Raw genomic sequence first — 15560 nt, 5'->3', positions numbered from 1 at the left:
GATCGCAATCATGACGCGACCTCGACGCCGAGCGCGCTGAGATCGATCTTCAACCGCTCTGCCCCGGTGAAATGCACCGCCTGCCAGCCCGCGGCACGGGCACCTTCGACGTTCGGCCGGCTGTCGTCGATGAACAGGGTATGTTGGGGCGCAAGCCCGAAATCCTTCGCATGCCGCTCGTAGATCGCGACATCCGGCTTGATCAGGCCGATCTCGCCCGAAACGGTGACGCCGCGTGTCAGATTGAGGAAGGGAAACATCTCTCTGGCCTCGGCGAAGGTGTCGGCGGCGAAATTGGTCAGCAGGGTCACGTCCCGGCCCCCTTCGATCAGCCCGGTCATGATCGCGACGCTGTCGTCATAGGCGTGAGGGACCATCTCCGCCCAATGCCGGCGGAAGGCCCGGATCTGCGCTTCCCTGTGCGGAAACCGCGCGATCAGCACCGCTTCCGCCTCCGGCCAACCGCGGCCGCGATCCTGCTCCAGGTTCCAGTCATGGGTGCAAACCGTGGCGAAGAACTCGGCCCGCTCCTCCGCGTCGGGAATGATCCGCGAAAACGGCAGGTCCGGATCGTAGTGGATCAGCACCTTGCCGATATCGAACACAAGGTGGCGGATCTCTTCAGTCATCGCTCATCCCTTGGCCTTCGAAGCACCGTTCGGGACAGTAGTGCCTGCATTTGCGTTACCGTGACAGGGCGGACGCGTCCCGGCCCGGCGCAATCCTCGCTCTCACAGCGGCCAGAACGTCAGGATCAGCGGCGGCCCGGCCAGCAGCACCAGCGCGCTCAGCGGTGCCCCCAGCCGCGGATAGTCGCCGAACCGGTACCCGCCCGGCCCCATCACCAGCGTGTTGCACTGATGCCCTATGGGCGTGAGGAAGTCGCAGGCCGCCCCGACCGCCACCGCCATCAGGAAGGCGTTCGGCGCATAGCCCAGCTGCGTCGCCAGACTCGCCCCGATCGGGGCCACGATCAGCACGGTGGCGGCATTGTTCAGGAAAGGCGTCACCGCCATCGCGGCCAGCATCAGACCGCCCACAGCCAGAACCCCAGGCAGGCCGGTGAACAGACCACTCAGCACCTGTGCGACCAGGTCGGCCCCGCCCGTGGTCTGGATCGCATTGGACACCGGGATCAGGGCCGCGATCAGGATCAGCAGGGGCCCGTCCAGCGCCGCATAGGCCTCGCGCATCTTCAGGCCCCCCAGCGCCACGATCACCACCGCCGCGCCGAAGAAGGCGACCGCGACCGGCACGATCCCGAACCCCACCAGGGTCATGGCGATGGCCAGCACCACCGCCGGCAGGAATTTCCGTCGCGCGCTGCCCAGACGCACCTCCCGCTCGGCCAGGGGCAGCAGGTCCAGCGCCTTGAGAGCGGTCGGCAGCCCCGCCTCCCCGCCCTGCAGCAGGATCACGTCCCCCGCCTGCAGCTTGGCCGACCGCAGCTTCGACATCAATGTATAGCCGCTGCGCGAAACCCCGATCAGGTTGACCCCATACTGGCCGTACAGATCCGCCGCCCGGACCGACTGGCCCGCCAGCGGCGAGTTGCGTCCGATCACCGCCTCGACCACCTGGACCTCATCGGTGGGCTGTTCCAGCGCGACCGGCCGATCCTCCCGGACCAGGGTCAGGTGACTGACCGCCAGGAAGGCCTCCAGCGCGGCCGGTCCGCCCTCGACCAGCAGGACGTCCCCCGGGGCCACCTTGTGGTTTCCGCGCGGATTCCGGGTGCGCTTGCCTTCGCGGATCAGGGCCAGGATGCGCACATCCCCCTGCCCCAGGTCCCGGAGGGTCTTGATCGTCGGCTTCGCGTTGACCCAGTCGTCGGGCACGCGCGCCTCGGTCGCATAGCCGTTGGCCGCCAGGGCCTCGCCCAGACTGACCGAGGCCTTGCGATCCTTCGGCAGCAGCCGATAGCCGAAGGTCAGGAACACCAGGGCGATGGCCGTCAGCGCCAGGCCGACAGGCGCGAAGTCATACATGCCGAACGGCTCGCCCAGCAGGTCGCCCCGCACCTCGGCGACGATGATGTTCGGCGCGGTCCCGACCAGGGTCACCATCCCGCCGGCCATGGCCCCGAAGGCCATCGGCATCAGGATCCGCGACGGCGACGACCCGGTCCGACGGCTGACTTGCAGCGCCACCGGCATCATGATCGCCAGCGCCCCCACATTCTTGGTCACCATCGACAGCAGGGTGACCGCCAGCGTCAGGACCGGCGTCTGGCTCCGCTCGGTCTTCAGCAGGGGCAGGATCCGCTTCAGGGCCAGCTCGACGATGCCCGACCGGGCGAAGGCGGCGCTGACCACCAGGGCCGCGGCGATGATCACCGTCACATCGTTGCGGAAGCCGTCGAAGGCGGCTTCGGCCGGGATGACCCCGATGGCGAGGCCCAGCACCAGGGCCCCCAGCGCGATCAGATCATAGCGGATCCGGCCCCACAGAAAGGCGGCGATCGTCAGTCCCACCAGCCCGAAGGCCAGCCCTTGTTGCAGCGTCACGCGGTGTCTGTCCCTGTGGTCCGGCCGTCCAACGCACCACCTGCCAAACCGCTCCGCTTCTCCCGCCCCGCGGCCTCAACGGACCGGCGCGCGCCGCCGCCCCTAGTCGGAGGCCCCGCTGCGCTCGGTCGCCAGCCGCGTCGCGAGCGATCGCCGCGACCGGTCCACATAGGCGCGGCAGGCCCCCGGCCGGGCATCGAACCGCCCCTCGCCCGCAAAATCAGGATGGGCGGCGATCAGGATGTCGCAGGCCAGTCCGTCCAGCCGTCGGTAGCTCTGCGAGAACCCCCTCAGGATCCCGGCGCTGGACGGGGCGGTATAGCGATAGTCGGGAAAGGACACGGGGTTGAGACTGGAGGCGAACACCACCGCCTTGCAGACGTCCGCCTCGCAGGCCGACCAGCTCCAGCTCATGCTGCCCATCGTATGCCCCGGCGTCGCCTGCGCCGTGATCCGGGTGTTCCCCAGCGCCAGCACCTCGCCGTCCTCCACCACGCGAATGTCCGTCACGGCCGGCCAGGTGCCGCCGTAGCCGAGCTGCGGATCGTCCTGGGCATGGGCACCGGTTCGCAGGCCCTCGGCTCCCCGCGCGCTCGCGACCACCGTCGCCCCGGTGTCCCGCACCAGGGCGGCGAGGCCTCCGGCATGGTCGAAGTGCGGCTCGGTGCTGAGAATAAATTTGATGTCTTTCGGATCGAAGCCCAGGGCGCGGACATTCTCGAGGATCGCCGGTGCCGCCTGCGGCAGGCCCCCGTCGACCAGGACCAGCCCCGCACCGGTATCAATCAGGGCGACGCTCAGCCCGGCGAACCCCACCAGATAGGTCTGTCCGTACAGCTTTTCGGGCGGCAGGGGCGCAAGCCAGGTCCGGGCCCTCTCCACCGCCATCGGCCGGGTCAGCGGGTCCTCCGCCTGCGATACAGGACCAGCCGCGCTCGTGACCGCCGGTACGGTTGCCTCGTCCACGCTGAACCCTGCCAGGGCCCCCAGGCCCCCGAGCAACGCCGCCACTGCCATGCCTCTGATCATGAATGTCTCCCTTTCGCCCCGAGGATTGCCCCCGGACCGGACGGGCGACAAAGCACCAATTCTCGACAAAGCCATGAGCTCAGTTCATGGATAGGTCATGGATCGCGCCCAGCTCCCGCTCAACGCCCTGCGCGCCTTCGAGGCCGCCGCCCGCCATCTGAACTTCACCCGGGCCGCGATCGAACTCTGCGTCAGCCAGGGCGCGGTCAGCCATCAGGTCGCGCAGCTGGAACAGCGCCTCGGGACCCGCCTCTTCCATCGCCTCCCGCGCGGCCTCGCCCTGACGGACGAGGGTCACAGGCTCGTGCCCGTCCTCGCCGAGATGTTCGACCGCGTCGCCGCGACCCTGGACCAGTATGGCGACGGCCGCTTCCGCGAACCCCTTAAGGTCGGCGTCGTCGGCACCTTTGCCACGGGCTGGCTGCTGCCGCGCCTCGACGCCTTCAACCGCGACCATCCCGCCATCGACCTGCGGCTCTCGACCAACAACAACCGCGTCGATCTGGCCGCCGAGGCGCTGGATTTCGCGATCCGCTTCGGCCGCGGGGCCTGGCACGGCACCCAGGCCGAACCGCTGATGGCGGCACCCATGACCCCGGTCTGCGCCCCGGCCATCGCCGCCCGGCTGAAATCGCCCGCCGACCTCGTTCACGAGCGACTGCTGCGCTCCTACCGCCCGGATGAATGGACCCTCTGGTTCGACGCCGCCGGGGTTCCCGCCCCCGTTCTGCGCGGCCCCGTTTTCGACAGTTCGGCACTGATGGCCTCGGCCGCGGCCGCCGGTCTCGGCGTCGCGCTCGCGCCAGCGGGGATGTTCACCCGCGAACTGGCGTCCGAGGCCCTGGTCCAGCCCTTCACCCTTGAGATCGACGTCGGCCGCTACTGGCTGACCCGCCTGATGTCGCGCCCGGAAACAGCCGCCATGCGCCAGTTCCGCGACTGGTTGGCCGGAGAGATCGCCGGCCCGCCCGCCCCTCCCTGACCGCGTCGACAGGGGGACGGCTTGTCGCTAGAGCGACGGCCGTGGCGTTCAGGCCTGTCTGAAGCCGACCGGAGACGTCATTTGCCATCCATCTCGACTCCTGCACCGGGCGCGCCGAGGGTCATCGTCCTCAGCCCGGGCGAGCCCAATGTCGCCACCGGCACCGCCCCTGACCGGGTGTACGCGGCCGTTGCCCGCGCCGAGCTTCATACGTTCGAGATCGCCGATCCCCTCGCCGACATCCTGATCTGTCCTGGCGGCGGCTATGTCCAGCTGGTCCATGACCGGGAGGGGACGGAGGTCGCCCGGTGGCTGAATGCCGCCGGCTTCAACGCCCATGTTCTGGTCCACCGCCTGCCCGGCGCCCCCGGGCCCGACGGACAGATCCAGCCCCCGACCATCGCCCTCGACGACGCCCTCGCCGCCCTGCCCCATCTGGATGCCGGACGGCCCTGGTTCGCTCTGGGTCTGTCGTCCGGCGGTCATCTGGCGGGGGCCCTCGCCTGCCGTGCCGAACGGCACCCGACCGGCCTGCTGGTCGCCTACGGCCCGATCAATGCCAATCATCGCGACTACAAGGCCCCGGCCGGCAAGCCCGACTATCCGCCGCCCGAGAAACAGGCCTTCTACGACGCCTGGCCCATCGGCCTGGCAGAGCAGCCGCACGGCATCCCGCCCTGCCCCGTCTTCCTCGCCTATGCCCTGCATGACCGGGCCGTGCCGGTCGAGCACGCCCTGAACGCCATCATCACGGCCCGCGACCTCGATCTCGACCTCGACGCCCACATCTTCGGCCAGGCCCCCCACGGCTTCGCCCTTCGCGACCTGAAGGGTTCCGAGGCCGACTGGCCCGGGCTGGCGGAGCGCTGGATGCGCAGGAAGCTGGGCGAATCCATGTGACGGCATTGGCCGGGCCCGCGACCGGACACGGGGCCGTCGACGTTCCAAATCCGGCGTATAGTGGTCCCATGTCCTCCGTCCTCTTCGTCTGCCTCGGCAACATCTGTCGCTCGCCCCTCGCCGAGGCCGCCCTGCGCGCGGAGGCGGAACGGCTCCGGCTGGACCTCGTCGTCGAGTTCGCCGGCACCGGCAACTGGCACATCGGCGAGCCGCCCGACCCCCGCGCCCGGGCCGTCGCCGCCCGCCACGGCATCGACATCTCCGGCTATCAGGCCCGGCAGGTGACGCGGGCGGACTTCACCCGCTTCACCCACATCGTGGCCCTCGACCACGACAACCTGTCGAACCTGCGCCGCATGGCCCCGCCCAGCGCGGTGGCCGAGCTCAGCCTGCTGCTGGACCATGTCCCCGGCCGCGAGGGTCAGGCGGTCGCCGACCCGTGGTTCGGCGAGGCCGCCGGCTTCGACGTCACCTGGGCCGAGGTCACGGCTGCGGCGTCGACACTGGCGGCACGCTTCCGCGCCCGGTGATCCGGCGCCAGATCCGCTTCCGCGCCTCGACCACCGACACGCCCAGCAGGGCCGCCACGGTCCAGAACAGGGCCTCGGTCGCGACCGCCGCCGCCACCGCGAGTCCCAGCCGAAGGCCGCGCTCCACATCCAGATACAGCCCGACCCCGAACGCGATCCAGCCGCACACCGCCAGAACCAGCAGCCCACCGGCCAGCACCTTCAGTATCCCCTTGCCGCGGTTCAGCGCCCCGGTCTTCGGCCCGTCCGTGGTCCCCGTCTCGATCGTCATGGCGAACTCCCTTGTTTTCGACGCCTGACCTGAAAGTCTCGCGCCTTCCCCGAGTCTTTCATCCCGACCGACGATTCTTTTCCGGAGACCGCCGCGCTTGGGACGCGACCAGACCTTCGAGGCCTTGCTGGCCGAACACGGCGCCATGCTGCGCCGCATCGCCTCGGCCTATGAGGCGGATCGCGAGCGGCGGCGGGAACTGGAGCAGGACATCCTGCTGGCCGTCTGGCGCGCCCTTGCGAAACATCGCGGCGAGGCCCCCCTGCGCGCCTTCATCGCCCGGGTCGCCCACAACCGCGCCATCACTCATGTGACCCGCGAGGCCGCCGAGCCCCGCCGCCAGCCGCTGGATGACGAGACGCCCAGCGAGGCCCCCACGCCGCAGGACTTTGCCGAGACCCGCGACCTGCACGACCGGCTGGGCCGGGCCGTGCGCGCCCTGCCGCTGTCGCTCCGCCAGCCCGCGCTCCTGACCCTCGAAGGCTTCGCCCCCGCCGAGATCGCCGACATGCTGGGCCTGAACCCCAATACCATCTCCATCCGCCTGACCCGCGCGAGGGCTGCCCTGCGCGAGGCCCTGAACCCCGATGCGTCCCCGGAGGTCCACCCATGACCCGCCCCGAGAATGACTGGACCGACCTGACCGAGGCCTGGACCCTGAACCCGGATGAAAGGCCACCGCTCGATGCCGGGCTGATCCGCGCCCTGCGCCGGCGCGACCGTCTGGCCCGCCTGAACTTCGCCGCCGAGATCGCCGGCGCATTGATCGTTCTGGGGATGGTCGTCTGGGCCGTCATGCGGGGCCTGCCCCTGCCTGTCGCAGGTGCCGCCCTCATCTTCGTCCTGTTCGCCGTGGGCCTGACCCTGTGGTCACGGCGTGGTGACCCGGGCCTGCTGACGGAAACCCCCGGGGCGGTGCTGCGGTCCGCGCTCGGTCAGGCCCGCACGGGCTATCGCTGGGCCCTGTCCGGGGTCGCCATCAGCCTGGCGGCGATGATCTTCGTGATCGTCATGATGACGACCGTCGAGCCCGCCCGGGGTCCGACCGGGAGCGTCATCGCGGGGGTCGGCATCCTGCTGCTCCTCTGCATCGGCTTCTATCTGCGTCATGCGCGCCGGTGCCGCCGCCGCATGGCCGCCCATCAGGCGGCCCTGGACGCCCTGACTGACCGTGAACCGGGGCCCGAGGACACGTACGACCGATTCTGACGCAGGACCGTGGCGGCCTTCGTCCCATGATCGACATCTACCGCATCCGCCCCGCCGAAATCTGGGTCCAGGCCCGCGACGACTACCTGTCCGGCCTCAGCGCCGAGACCGTCTGTCGCCGCCACGACCTGGGCCTTTCCGCCTTCCGCCGACGCGCCCGCAAATACGGCTGGCGACGCAGCGATCAGGTCGAACCGCCGCCCGGCGAGATGAACCTGTGGTTCTACGACGACCTGACCATGCAGGAGGAGATCGACATGGCGCGGCTGCGGTTCCTCGAGGCGCTGGAGACCGGCAAGGCGATCGAGGCCCGGCGCTGGCGCCGGCTGTGGCTCGAGATGTGCGAGACCCGCGCAGAACGCTACGCCGAGTGGTTCGCCGACATGAGCCGTGAAGAGATCGCGGCCAGTCTCTCTGTCGACACCTCCGACGAGACGGAGGAGGAAGCGGAACTGCTTGGCCCGCCCTTGTGGCCGGACCCGGAGCTGGAGGCGGAGCCCCCCGAAATGTGCACAAAAGTGCACTCAAAAAAATCAGACGCCGTCCGACCAGACCTGACCCGGCGTCAGGGCTTCAAGCCGCGCCGTCGGCCCACCGCCCGAGACAATCGCCCCGCCGGCCACCGCATAGACGGTCTCCCCCACCGCAACCGCCCCCAGACCATGGCGCGGCGTGAGCATGTCGGGCCCGGCCGCCCAGCGGTCGGCCGCCGGATCATAGATCCAGGTCTCGGCGAAGACCCCGCCGCCCCCGCCTCTCTGGAACCACTCACCGCCGAAGGCGACCAGCCGGCCGCCCGCTGCCGCCATGGCCAGTCCACCCCCGGTCTGGTTGTTGGCGGCGTAGGACCGCGGGATCGGGGCCAGTCGGTCCCACCGGTCGGCCACCGGATCATAGCGATCCAGTCGGCCGGTCCCCCCGCCGCCGACCGTCCGCCCCCCGGCCACGAAGATCGCCCCGTCCAGCACCGCCGCCGCCGCGCTGTTACGCGCCATCGGACAGGGCCGGGCCGTCTCCCACCGGCCGTCGGCCGGCATGAACACCTGATGCAGGGCGATGTCGGCCTGATCGTTCCACTGGCCGTTGGCGGCCCCCGCCGGAGCCCGGCCGGTGATCAGATGGATGCGGTCGCCGATGCTGACGCCGGTGGTCTCGCACTGCGGCTGCGGCATGGCCGCGTCCGGCGTCCAGCCTTCCCCGTCGAAGCGCCAGACCTCCGTCATGGCGGTCCAGTCCCCGGCCGGCGACCGGCCATAGCCGCCCAGCGCCCACACCGCGTCCCCCTGCGCCACCAGCATCGGATGGTGCCGGGCCTGCGGCAGCCGCGCGACCTCGCTCCAGCGGTCCTCCGCCACCGAATAGAGGGCCGCCCGGTCCTCGATGTGCAGTTGTCCGCCGCCCCGGCCGACGAGGCCGCCCGCCATCAGGATGCCGCCCCTCCAGAGGGCGCAATAGATCTCCTGCACCGCCCACGGGGCCGGGGCCAGGGCACGCCAGCCGGCCGCCATGCCCGCGCGGACTGCGGCCGGCGCGGCGAGCGCGGCGGTGGTGGCGGCGAGGAAGGCGCGGCGGTGCATCGGACTCATGCCGCGAAACTAGTCCGCGATCCGCCGCAGGAACAGCACCCGCCCCGCGCCCTTGGTCCCGCGCATCCAGCCGGTCCGTCAGCGCGGGTTCTGGCGGAACCAGTCCCGCGCGACGTCCGGGGGACCCCGGTCGGGCAAGGGTGCCCCTGCGATCTCACCGCGGCAGATCGAACCGCCCAGTCTCGCGATCGGCGAGTTCGGAGCCGTCACCGCCGGTCGCCAGGCACCGTTCGCAGGCTCCTCCCCCACCAGCCGGAGCGTGTCGTCGCGAAGCACCTCGCGCTCGGCGGCCCACTGACCCGTCCGGCAATTGACCCGGATGCGGCTGGCCTTGCTGATCGCTCCGTTGCGCAAGGGCTGCTCGAAATAGACCACGAGCCAACCCGTCGCGACGTCACCGTCACGCCGGATGTCCGATCCCGAGACGAAATAGAGATACCGGTTGTCGGGCTGCACCTCCGGGCCCACCATCCACCACGGGCCGCTGATTTCCATCCTGGAACCCGCTGCGGGGCCGTACGGGGTAGACGCATAGGGGATGGGCGCGGACCTCGGCATCGGTCGGCCGAGAATGCGTGCATCGAACCGGGCGGCGACATCCGCCTGGCAGAAGCTCCGCAGTTCATGCTCTGCCCGGGTCCGCACACCCTGCCGCCGCAACGCCAGCTGATCGCGACGACGTTCCTCCTCGATACAGTCCAGTATCTCGCGCTCGGTCGGGGTCACCGCAATCTGCGATCCTGCCGGCGCCGGCCCCGTCAGCCCGATCACCGCCGCAAGTACTGTACCGATCATCACGGCTCTCTCCCTGTCACAGCCTGCCCAGATTGCCCGTTCGGGTTGATCTGTCAAAGCCGGGTCGGTCGAACCGGATCACTGAACCTCGGTCGACACGCGCAGGAACAGCACCCGCGCCGCGCCATAGTCCCGGGCGTCCAGCCGCTGATAGCCGGGCGTTTCGATCTCCGGCTCGTCCGAGCCCCGCTCGAACACCACCAGGGCCCCGGGTTTCAGCCAGTTTCCCTCGATCAGCCGCGCCAGCGCCTGTTCCCCCAGCCCCTGACGGTAGGGCGGATCCAGGAACGCCAGATCGAACGCCTCTCCGTCCGACCCCGGCCGCCCGCCCAGATCGATGGCGCTGCGCCGGTGCACCCGCGTCGCCCCCATGATGCCATAGGCGTCGGCATTCTCGCGGATCGCCCCGCGCGCCGCATCGTCCGTCTCGACGAACAGGGCAAAGACCGCCCCCCGGCTCATGGCCTCGAACCCCAAGGCACCCGATCCGGCGAACAGGTCCATGACCCGCATCCCCGCCAGCGGCTCGGCCCAGGCCGCATGCTCCAGCACATTGAACACGGCCTGCCGCGCCCGGTCCGACGTCGGCCGCGTCCCCTGCCCCTCCGGCGCGACAATGGCCCGGCCCTTCAGCTTTCCAGATACGATCCTCATGACCTGCCTCTGGACCGAAAGCGCGGCCGAATGCAACGGTGGGTCATGTCGCCCTATGAAGCCCTCGTCCGGTCGCTCCCCCTCGCCCTCGCGGAGGCCCGGCGCTCGCCGATGATCGACGGGCCGAGGGTGGATCATCCGTGGCGCAGAATGGCCAGCTTCATCGCCCTCGCCGTCCTGCTGACCCTGACGGTCAGCGTCGTTGTGGCGATTGTCCTTGTGTTCGTCCCGGACCTTGCCGATCTCCTGCGGACCGACGGCCCGCTGCCCGACACCAATATGCGACTGTTCGACGAGGCCCTCTATGTGCTGGCATCCGGCCCTCTGCTCGGCAGCCTCGCCCTGGCCATCCTCGCCGCCGCCGCCATCACCTACCGGCTGCGGCCGTCAGACTTCCTGTGGCCCGGCCGGTCGTTCAACGCCCGCGATCTCGGCGTCGGTCTCCTCGCCATGAGCTGTCTCGGGGTGATCCTGATCCCGTGGTACCAGCTCACCGGCTCGGAGTGGTCCCCGCCGCTGCTGGACCCGCTCTACGCCGACTGGACCCGGCCCGTCTTCCTGGTCGCCAGCGTCGTCGGCCTGTTGATCGCCGCCTTCGCCGAGGAGGTCGTCTGTCGCGGCGTGCTATTGAGACTGACGGCCCAGGCCACCCGCCATCCGCTCGTCCTGTGCCTGATCAACGGCGTGATCTTCTCGGCCCTGCATCTGGATCCGGACCCCGTCGGCTTCGTCGCCCGCGCCCTGTCAGGGGCTGTCTGGACATGGGCCGTCCTGCGGCTGGGCGGGCTGGAGTTCGCGACCGGGGCGCATCTGGCGAACAACCTGATTATCAGCCTCTTCTGGTCCCCCCTGTCAGAGGCGGAGGTCGGACGCGACTCGCAGTGGATCGAGCTGGCCCCCGAGGTCCTGACCGCCGTCGTGATCCTCGCCATCACCGAACGACTGGCGCGGGGTCCACGTGAGTGGGGCCTCCGGCCACTAGCCCCGGGAGGGCCCGCCCCGTGAGCCGCCCGGCTTGCCTCCGGCGCGCGGGCCAGTGGAGCGTGGCGTGTTCGCCCCGTCACGCGGCTTGAACTCGCGCTTCGGACCCGCCTTGCCGGCCTTGTCGCCGTCCCGGGCCCAGCTTGCGGACTTGGGCCCGATCATCTTGTCCTCGCGGGGCTTGAAGGTCCGCGCCGGCCGTTCGGCCGCAGCCGCGCCCTCGCGGGGTGCCCACGGCTTCTTGGTCGAAGGTCCGCGCGGGCTGGGCGGTGCCGCCTTGGCCCAGCCGGCCTTCTTTGGTGGCCGGTTGGCGCGCTCGGCCCCCTCGACCTGGGCGGTCGCGGCGGCGCGGACACGGCTTGGCTTGCGCGACGGATCCGACATCGCCGAGCCGGATGCCCCCGTGACCTTCGGTGCTCCAGTCCGCCGGCCCGGGGTCGGAGCCGGCGTCTCGACTGTGTTGCCCGTGGGCAGATTGTCGGGGCGGATATGATCACCCAGCAGTTCGCGGATCACCCGCGGCCCCACTTCCTCGACCGAGCCCGCCGCCAGCGTCCCCAGCTGGAACGGGCCATAGGCGAGGCGGATCAGCCGGTTGACGGTCAGTCCCACCGACTCCAGCACCTTCCTGACCTCGCGGTTCTTGCCCTCGGCGATCTGGACGCTGATCCACAGGTTGGCGGCCGGGCTGCCGTCTTCCTTCGTCGTCGCCTTGTCGATGGTCGCCTCGACCGGGCCATAGCGGACGCCGTCGACCGTGACCCCGTCCTTCAGCTTGTCGAGGTCGGCCTGGGTGATCCGCCCGCGCGCCCGGGCCCGGTACTGACGCACCAGCGCCGTCTCGGGCAGTTCCAGCGCCCGGCTCAGCTCGCCGTCATTGGTTAGCAGCAGCAGGCCTTCGGTATTGATGTCCAGTCGCCCGACCGAGATCACTCGCGGCAGGCCGCTGGGCAGGGCGTCGAACACCGTCGGCCGCCCCTGCGGATCGTTGTGGCTGGTCAGCAGGCCGACGGGCTTGTTGTAGCGCCACACGCGCGTGGCCTGGGCCGCCGCGATCGGCTTGCCGTCGACCGTGATCACGTCGTCGCGGGTCACCAGGGTCGCGGGCGTGTCCAGGATGCGGCCGTTGACCGCCACCTTGCCCAGCCCGATCAGCCGCTCGACCTCACGGCGCGAGGCGATGCCCGCCCGGGCCATGGCCTTGGCGATCCGCTCGCTGCGCTTGGGTTCGGCCGGCGCGGCATCCTTGCCCGGCTTCCCTCCGGGTTTTCCGCCGGCGCGCGGGCCCTTGGGCTTCGGCTCAGGGCGTGCGCCCTTGTCGGCGGGATAGGCCCGCCCGCTGCCCGAGCCCCGTCCGCCTTCGGGCGACTTGGTGCTGGACTGGAACAGGGCGGCGGAGGCCGAGCCTGGTCGCGCGGAGCCGCCTTTTGGTCGATCCCCGGGCTTGTGCGCCCTCGGGGCTTGACTGGGGCGGGGCTTCTTGTCGTTGTCTTCGGGATGGCGGGCCATGATGAGCGGTTCATGCGCATGGCACTGGACCTTGCGCAAGCGGCGGCGAACGCCGGAGAGGTCCCCGTGGGGGCGATCGTGGTCGATGAATCGACCGGCGAGGTCATTTCCAGCGGGGCCAACGGCCCGATTTCGGCCCACGACCCCACCGCCCACGCCGAAATCGTGGCCCTGCGCGCGGCGGCTCTGTCCCGTGGCAACTACCGCCTGACCGGCCTGACCCTGTATGTGACGCTGGAGCCCTGCGCCATGTGCGCCGGGGCCATCAGTCACGCCCAAATCGGCCGCGTGGTCTGGGCCGCCGACGATCCCAAGGGCGGCGCGGTGGTGCACGGCCCCTGCCTGTTCGACCAGCCGACCCTGCATTCGCGCCCTGTCGTCGAGGGCGGCCTGCTGGCCGACGAGTCCGCCGCTCTCCTCCGCAACTTCTTCCGGGAACGCCGATCCCGGCCGGCCGTTGGCCAAGCCTGACCGCAGGCGCTAGAGACCCTGATGCGTAACCTGACCCCGGCCCTCGTCCTTCTGTCCGTTCTGGCGTCCGCCTGCGGGCAGCAACCGGAACCGCCCTCGACCGACGGCGACGCCGTGCGCGAGCGGGCCATCGTGACCCAGACCGCCCAGCACCGCACGGGGGCCGAGCTTCAGGACAGCGCCCTGAACCGCGTCATCCGCACAGTCTATCTCTGCCAGAACGGCGATCGCCTCTCGGTCGACTTCGACAACCCCCGCCAGATGGCCACGGTCCGTAACTCACAGGGCGAGGCCGTGGACCTGTTCCAGGAACGGGCTGCAGACGGGATCTGGTATCGCGCCACGGGCCACGAGTTGCGCGGCGTCGGCCGGCTCGCCACGTGGTCCGCCGACGGCCGCCCCCCGACCGAATGCCGCGCGATCGACTAGACCGATGAAGTCAGGCCGCGCCCTCTTCCCGCAGGAAGGCCAGAACCGGGGCCGGATCGCTGATCCTCATCGTGAAGGCGTCCCCGATCGCGCGGGCCAGGATCAGGGTCAGGCCCCCCCCCTCGGCCTTCTTGTCCCCCGCCATTCGCTCCAGCAGGGCCTCCGCCGAGAACGCACCGGCCTGTGCCAGCCGCGTAGGCAGGCCCGCAACCGCCACCACCGCCTCGACCCGCCCGGCCTCCGCAGCGCCGCACAGACCCTGCCGCACCGAGAAGCGGAAGGCCATGCAGCAGCCCAGCGCCACGGCCTCGCCATGCGCCAGCGCGGCCTCCTCGAAGCCCAGCTCAGCCTCGATCGCATGGCCGAAGGTGTGACCGAGGTTGAGCAGGGCCCGCCGACCGGCCTCCTTCTCGTCCTCGCCCACGATGGCCGACTTGATCTCGACCGAGCGGATGACCGCCCGCTCCAGCGCCGCAGGATCGCCCGTCGCCCCCACAGCCCCGTCCCCCGCCAACCAGTCGAAGAAGGGGGCGTCGCCGATCAGACCGTGCTTCAACACCTCGGCCCATCCCGACCGCAGCTGGACGGGCGGCAAGGTCGACAGGACAGCGATGTCGGCCAGCACCAGTCGCGGCTGATGAAAGGCCCCAACCAGGTTCTTGCCGCGCGGGGTATCGATGGCCGTCTTGCCCCCGACCGAGGAGTCGACCTGGGCCAGCAGGGTCGTGGGCACCTGGACGAAATCAATGCCGCGCATGTAAAGCGCCGCCGCCAGACCGGCCAGATCGCCCACGACCCCGCCACCCAGCGCGACGATGACATCCTTGCGGTCCAGCCCGGCGGCCAGCAGCCGGTCCATCAGGCGTTCCAATTCGGCGAAGGACTTCGACCCCTCCCCCGGCGGCACGGCGATCATCTGCGAGGCGACCCCGGCAGCGGTCAGAGACGCCTGCAGCGCCGGCCCGTGCAAGGCCGCGACCGTCTCGTCACTCACCACAACAGTCCGGCCCCGTGCCAGGTGCGCGATGCGCGCCCCGGCTCCGGCCAGCAGGCCGCGCCCAACAACGACGTCGTAGGGACGAAAGCCGCCTCCCCCCACCTCAACAACGGTCATGTCTCGGACTCCCGGCTCCAGTAGTCAGTCAGGGCGGCGAGAATCGCCTCCACGGCCTGGCCATGCGCTCCGGCCCCCACGTCCACGGTCACATCGGCCGTGGCATAGAGCGGATAGCGGACCTCGGCCATGGCGCTCAGGGCGACCAGTGGATCCTTGCCGCGCAAGAGGGGCCGGGTGTCCCGCCGTTGCACCCGGGCGGCCACCACCTTCAGATCCGCGCGCAACCAGACCGAGGTCGCCCGGGCCTTCATCAGACCCCGGGTCTCCGCATTCAGAATCGCCCCGCCGCCCGTGGCCAGTACGATCGGCGGCCCCTCCAGAAGGCGGCGCATGACCCGGGCCTCCCCTGCCCGGAACTCCGCCTCGCCCAGTTGAGCAAAGATCTCCGAGACCGTCATTCGGGCCGCGGCCTCGATCGCGTCATCCCCGTCCACGAACGGCAGGTCGATCCTGTGAGCCAGCCGGCGTCCCACAGTCGATTTGCCCACGCCCATCAAACCGACCAGGGCTATGGTGCGCACCGGTCGGGGAATCACCGGTCCAGGGGCCGGAGTTGGTATCGGATCGGGTCCGGCGGCGGTCACCGGTCA

18 protein-coding genes are annotated in these 15560 nt (G+C 70.5%); 8 read left to right on the top strand and 10 right to left on the bottom strand.

Features of this window, described 5'->3' with window-relative positions; translation table 11 throughout:
- Positions 1 to 8: 8 nt before the first annotated feature.
- From SJY26_RS09905 to bla, 3 genes are all read right to left on the bottom strand, one after another.
- The gene (locus tag SJY26_RS09905) at positions 9 to 629 is read right to left on the bottom strand and encodes an HAD family hydrolase (RefSeq protein ID WP_396592891.1); all 621 of its coding nucleotides are present in this window, start codon (positions 627 to 629) and stop codon (positions 9 to 11) included.
- A gap of 102 nt (positions 630 to 731) precedes the next feature.
- Positions 732 to 2507 carry an SLC13 family permease gene (locus SJY26_RS09900; RefSeq protein ID WP_396592890.1) on the bottom strand — a complete coding sequence of 592 codons (1776 nt, stop codon included), beginning with the start codon at positions 2505 to 2507 and terminating at the stop codon, positions 732 to 734.
- Positions 2508 to 2609: 102 nt separating this feature from the next.
- The gene (gene bla / locus SJY26_RS09895) at positions 2610 to 3536 is read right to left on the bottom strand and encodes a subclass B3 metallo-beta-lactamase (protein WP_396592889.1); all 927 of its coding nucleotides are present in this window, start codon (positions 3534 to 3536) and stop codon (positions 2610 to 2612) included.
- 97 nt (positions 3537 to 3633) lie between these two features.
- Here bla and SJY26_RS09890 point away from each other — a divergent pair, with 97 nt between their 5' ends.
- The 3 genes from SJY26_RS09890 to SJY26_RS09880 all read left to right on the top strand — a co-directional run bounded on the left by SJY26_RS09890 (position 3634) and on the right by SJY26_RS09880 (position 5948).
- Positions 3634 to 4518 carry a LysR substrate-binding domain-containing protein gene (locus SJY26_RS09890; protein WP_396592888.1) on the top strand — a complete coding sequence of 295 codons (885 nt, stop codon included), beginning with the start codon at positions 3634 to 3636 and terminating at the stop codon, positions 4516 to 4518.
- An 81-nt stretch (positions 4519 to 4599) separates the two neighbouring features.
- Positions 4600 to 5418: an alpha/beta hydrolase gene (locus tag SJY26_RS09885; RefSeq protein ID WP_396592887.1), complete on the top strand. Its 819-nt coding sequence runs from the start codon at positions 4600 to 4602 to the stop codon at positions 5416 to 5418.
- Between the two features lie 68 nt (positions 5419 to 5486).
- On the top strand, positions 5487 to 5948 hold the full coding sequence (locus tag SJY26_RS09880) for a low molecular weight protein-tyrosine-phosphatase (RefSeq protein WP_396592886.1): 462 nt from the start codon (positions 5487 to 5489) through the stop codon (positions 5946 to 5948).
- Here SJY26_RS09880 and SJY26_RS09875 read toward each other — a convergent pair.
- The gene (locus SJY26_RS09875; RefSeq protein WP_396592885.1) at positions 5902 to 6219 is read right to left on the bottom strand and encodes a hypothetical protein; all 318 of its coding nucleotides are present in this window, start codon (positions 6217 to 6219) and stop codon (positions 5902 to 5904) included. The genes SJY26_RS09880 and SJY26_RS09875 overlap by 47 nt on opposite strands.
- A 97-nt stretch (positions 6220 to 6316) precedes the next feature.
- On the opposite strand from SJY26_RS09875, the gene SJY26_RS09870 reads away from it, so the two are divergent.
- Together SJY26_RS09870 and SJY26_RS09865 are read left to right on the top strand one after the other, a co-directional pair.
- Positions 6317 to 6832: an RNA polymerase sigma factor gene (locus SJY26_RS09870; RefSeq protein ID WP_396592884.1), complete on the top strand. Its 516-nt coding sequence runs from the start codon at positions 6317 to 6319 to the stop codon at positions 6830 to 6832.
- Positions 6829 to 7428 carry a hypothetical protein gene (locus SJY26_RS09865; protein WP_396592883.1) on the top strand — a complete coding sequence of 200 codons (600 nt, stop codon included), beginning with the start codon at positions 6829 to 6831 and terminating at the stop codon, positions 7426 to 7428. The genes SJY26_RS09870 and SJY26_RS09865 overlap by 4 nt, the downstream gene beginning before the upstream one ends.
- A 533-nt stretch (positions 7429 to 7961) precedes the next feature.
- On the opposite strand, the gene SJY26_RS09860 is transcribed toward SJY26_RS09865, so the two are convergent.
- The 3 genes from SJY26_RS09860 to rsmD form a co-directional block, all read right to left on the bottom strand.
- Complete coding sequence (locus tag SJY26_RS09860) at positions 7962 to 9014, bottom strand: Kelch repeat-containing protein (RefSeq protein ID WP_396592882.1); 1053 nt, start codon at positions 9012 to 9014, stop codon at positions 7962 to 7964.
- Positions 9015 to 9092: 78 nt separating this feature from the next.
- Positions 9093 to 9809: a hypothetical protein gene (locus SJY26_RS09855; RefSeq protein WP_396592881.1), complete on the bottom strand. Its 717-nt coding sequence runs from the start codon at positions 9807 to 9809 to the stop codon at positions 9093 to 9095.
- A 78-nt stretch (positions 9810 to 9887) separates the two neighbouring features.
- Complete coding sequence (rsmD, locus tag SJY26_RS09850) at positions 9888 to 10463, bottom strand: 16S rRNA (guanine(966)-N(2))-methyltransferase RsmD (protein WP_396592880.1); 576 nt, start codon at positions 10461 to 10463, stop codon at positions 9888 to 9890.
- Positions 10464 to 10493: 30 nt separating this feature from the next.
- Between rsmD and SJY26_RS09845 the strand changes: the two genes are divergently transcribed.
- Positions 10494 to 11468: a lysostaphin resistance A-like protein gene (locus SJY26_RS09845; protein ID WP_396592879.1), complete on the top strand. Its 975-nt coding sequence runs from the start codon at positions 10494 to 10496 to the stop codon at positions 11466 to 11468.
- Here the strand turns inward: SJY26_RS09845 and SJY26_RS09840 are convergent.
- Positions 11442 to 12953: a pseudouridine synthase gene (locus SJY26_RS09840; protein ID WP_396592878.1), complete on the bottom strand. Its 1512-nt coding sequence runs from the start codon at positions 12951 to 12953 to the stop codon at positions 11442 to 11444. The two genes, SJY26_RS09845 and SJY26_RS09840, sit on opposite strands and share 27 nt — an antisense overlap.
- On the opposite strand from SJY26_RS09840, the gene tadA reads away from it, so the two are divergent.
- Positions 12942 to 13424 (top strand): tRNA adenosine(34) deaminase TadA, encoded by a 483-nt coding sequence (gene tadA, locus SJY26_RS09835; RefSeq protein WP_396592877.1) that lies wholly within the window; start codon positions 12942 to 12944, stop codon positions 13422 to 13424. The two genes, SJY26_RS09840 and tadA, sit on opposite strands and share 12 nt — an antisense overlap.
- Positions 13425 to 13445: 21 nt before the next feature.
- Positions 13446 to 13853 (top strand): MliC family protein, encoded by a 408-nt coding sequence (locus SJY26_RS09830; protein WP_396592876.1) that lies wholly within the window; start codon positions 13446 to 13448, stop codon positions 13851 to 13853.
- A 10-nt stretch (positions 13854 to 13863) separates the two neighbouring features.
- Here SJY26_RS09830 and aroB read toward each other — a convergent pair whose 3' ends face one another.
- The gene (aroB, locus tag SJY26_RS09825; protein ID WP_396592875.1) at positions 13864 to 14967 is read right to left on the bottom strand and encodes a 3-dehydroquinate synthase; all 1104 of its coding nucleotides are present in this window, start codon (positions 14965 to 14967) and stop codon (positions 13864 to 13866) included.
- On the bottom strand, positions 14964 to 15554 hold the full coding sequence (locus SJY26_RS09820; RefSeq protein WP_396592874.1) for a shikimate kinase: 591 nt from the start codon (positions 15552 to 15554) through the stop codon (positions 14964 to 14966). The genes aroB and SJY26_RS09820 overlap by 4 nt, the downstream gene beginning before the upstream one ends.
- Positions 15555 to 15560: the final 6 nt, after the last annotated feature.

The organism is Brevundimonas sp. R86498 (assembly GCF_044598075.1).
Taxonomy (GTDB): Bacteria; Pseudomonadota; Alphaproteobacteria; order Caulobacterales; family Caulobacteraceae; genus Brevundimonas.
The sequence above is the reverse complement of the archived record's forward strand: the minus strand, read 5'-3'. Positions and strand labels throughout refer to the sequence as shown.

What these genes read in the sequence shown, in the direction of transcription:
- SJY26_RS09855 (WP_396592881.1), bottom strand. Translation starts at nt 9,809, where the DNA reads ATGATCGGTACAGTACTTGCGGCGGTGATCGGGCTGACGGGGCCGGCG.
- SJY26_RS09905 (WP_396592891.1), bottom strand. Translation starts at nt 629, where the DNA reads ATGACTGAAGAGATCCGCCACCTTGTGTTCGATATCGGCAAGGTGCTG.
- tadA (WP_396592877.1), top strand. Translation starts at nt 12,942, where the DNA reads ATGGCGGGCCATGATGAGCGGTTCATGCGCATGGCACTGGACCTTGCG.
- SJY26_RS09865 (WP_396592883.1), top strand. Translation starts at nt 6,829, where the DNA reads ATGACCCGCCCCGAGAATGACTGGACCGACCTGACCGAGGCCTGGACC.
- SJY26_RS09875 (WP_396592885.1), bottom strand. Translation starts at nt 6,219, where the DNA reads ATGACGATCGAGACGGGGACCACGGACGGGCCGAAGACCGGGGCGCTG.
- SJY26_RS09880 (WP_396592886.1), top strand. Translation starts at nt 5,487, where the DNA reads ATGTCCTCCGTCCTCTTCGTCTGCCTCGGCAACATCTGTCGCTCGCCC.
- SJY26_RS09890 (WP_396592888.1), top strand. Translation starts at nt 3,634, where the DNA reads ATGGATCGCGCCCAGCTCCCGCTCAACGCCCTGCGCGCCTTCGAGGCC.
- SJY26_RS09845 (WP_396592879.1), top strand. Translation starts at nt 10,494, where the DNA reads ATGCAACGGTGGGTCATGTCGCCCTATGAAGCCCTCGTCCGGTCGCTC.
- SJY26_RS09840 (WP_396592878.1), bottom strand. Translation starts at nt 12,953, where the DNA reads ATGGCCCGCCATCCCGAAGACAACGACAAGAAGCCCCGCCCCAGTCAA.
- rsmD (WP_396592880.1), bottom strand. Translation starts at nt 10,463, where the DNA reads ATGAGGATCGTATCTGGAAAGCTGAAGGGCCGGGCCATTGTCGCGCCG.
- aroB (WP_396592875.1), bottom strand. Translation starts at nt 14,967, where the DNA reads ATGACCGTTGTTGAGGTGGGGGGAGGCGGCTTTCGTCCCTACGACGTC.
- SJY26_RS09830 (WP_396592876.1), top strand. Translation starts at nt 13,446, where the DNA reads ATGCGTAACCTGACCCCGGCCCTCGTCCTTCTGTCCGTTCTGGCGTCC.
- SJY26_RS09860 (WP_396592882.1), bottom strand. Translation starts at nt 9,014, where the DNA reads ATGAGTCCGATGCACCGCCGCGCCTTCCTCGCCGCCACCACCGCCGCG.
- bla (WP_396592889.1), bottom strand. Translation starts at nt 3,536, where the DNA reads ATGATCAGAGGCATGGCAGTGGCGGCGTTGCTCGGGGGCCTGGGGGCC.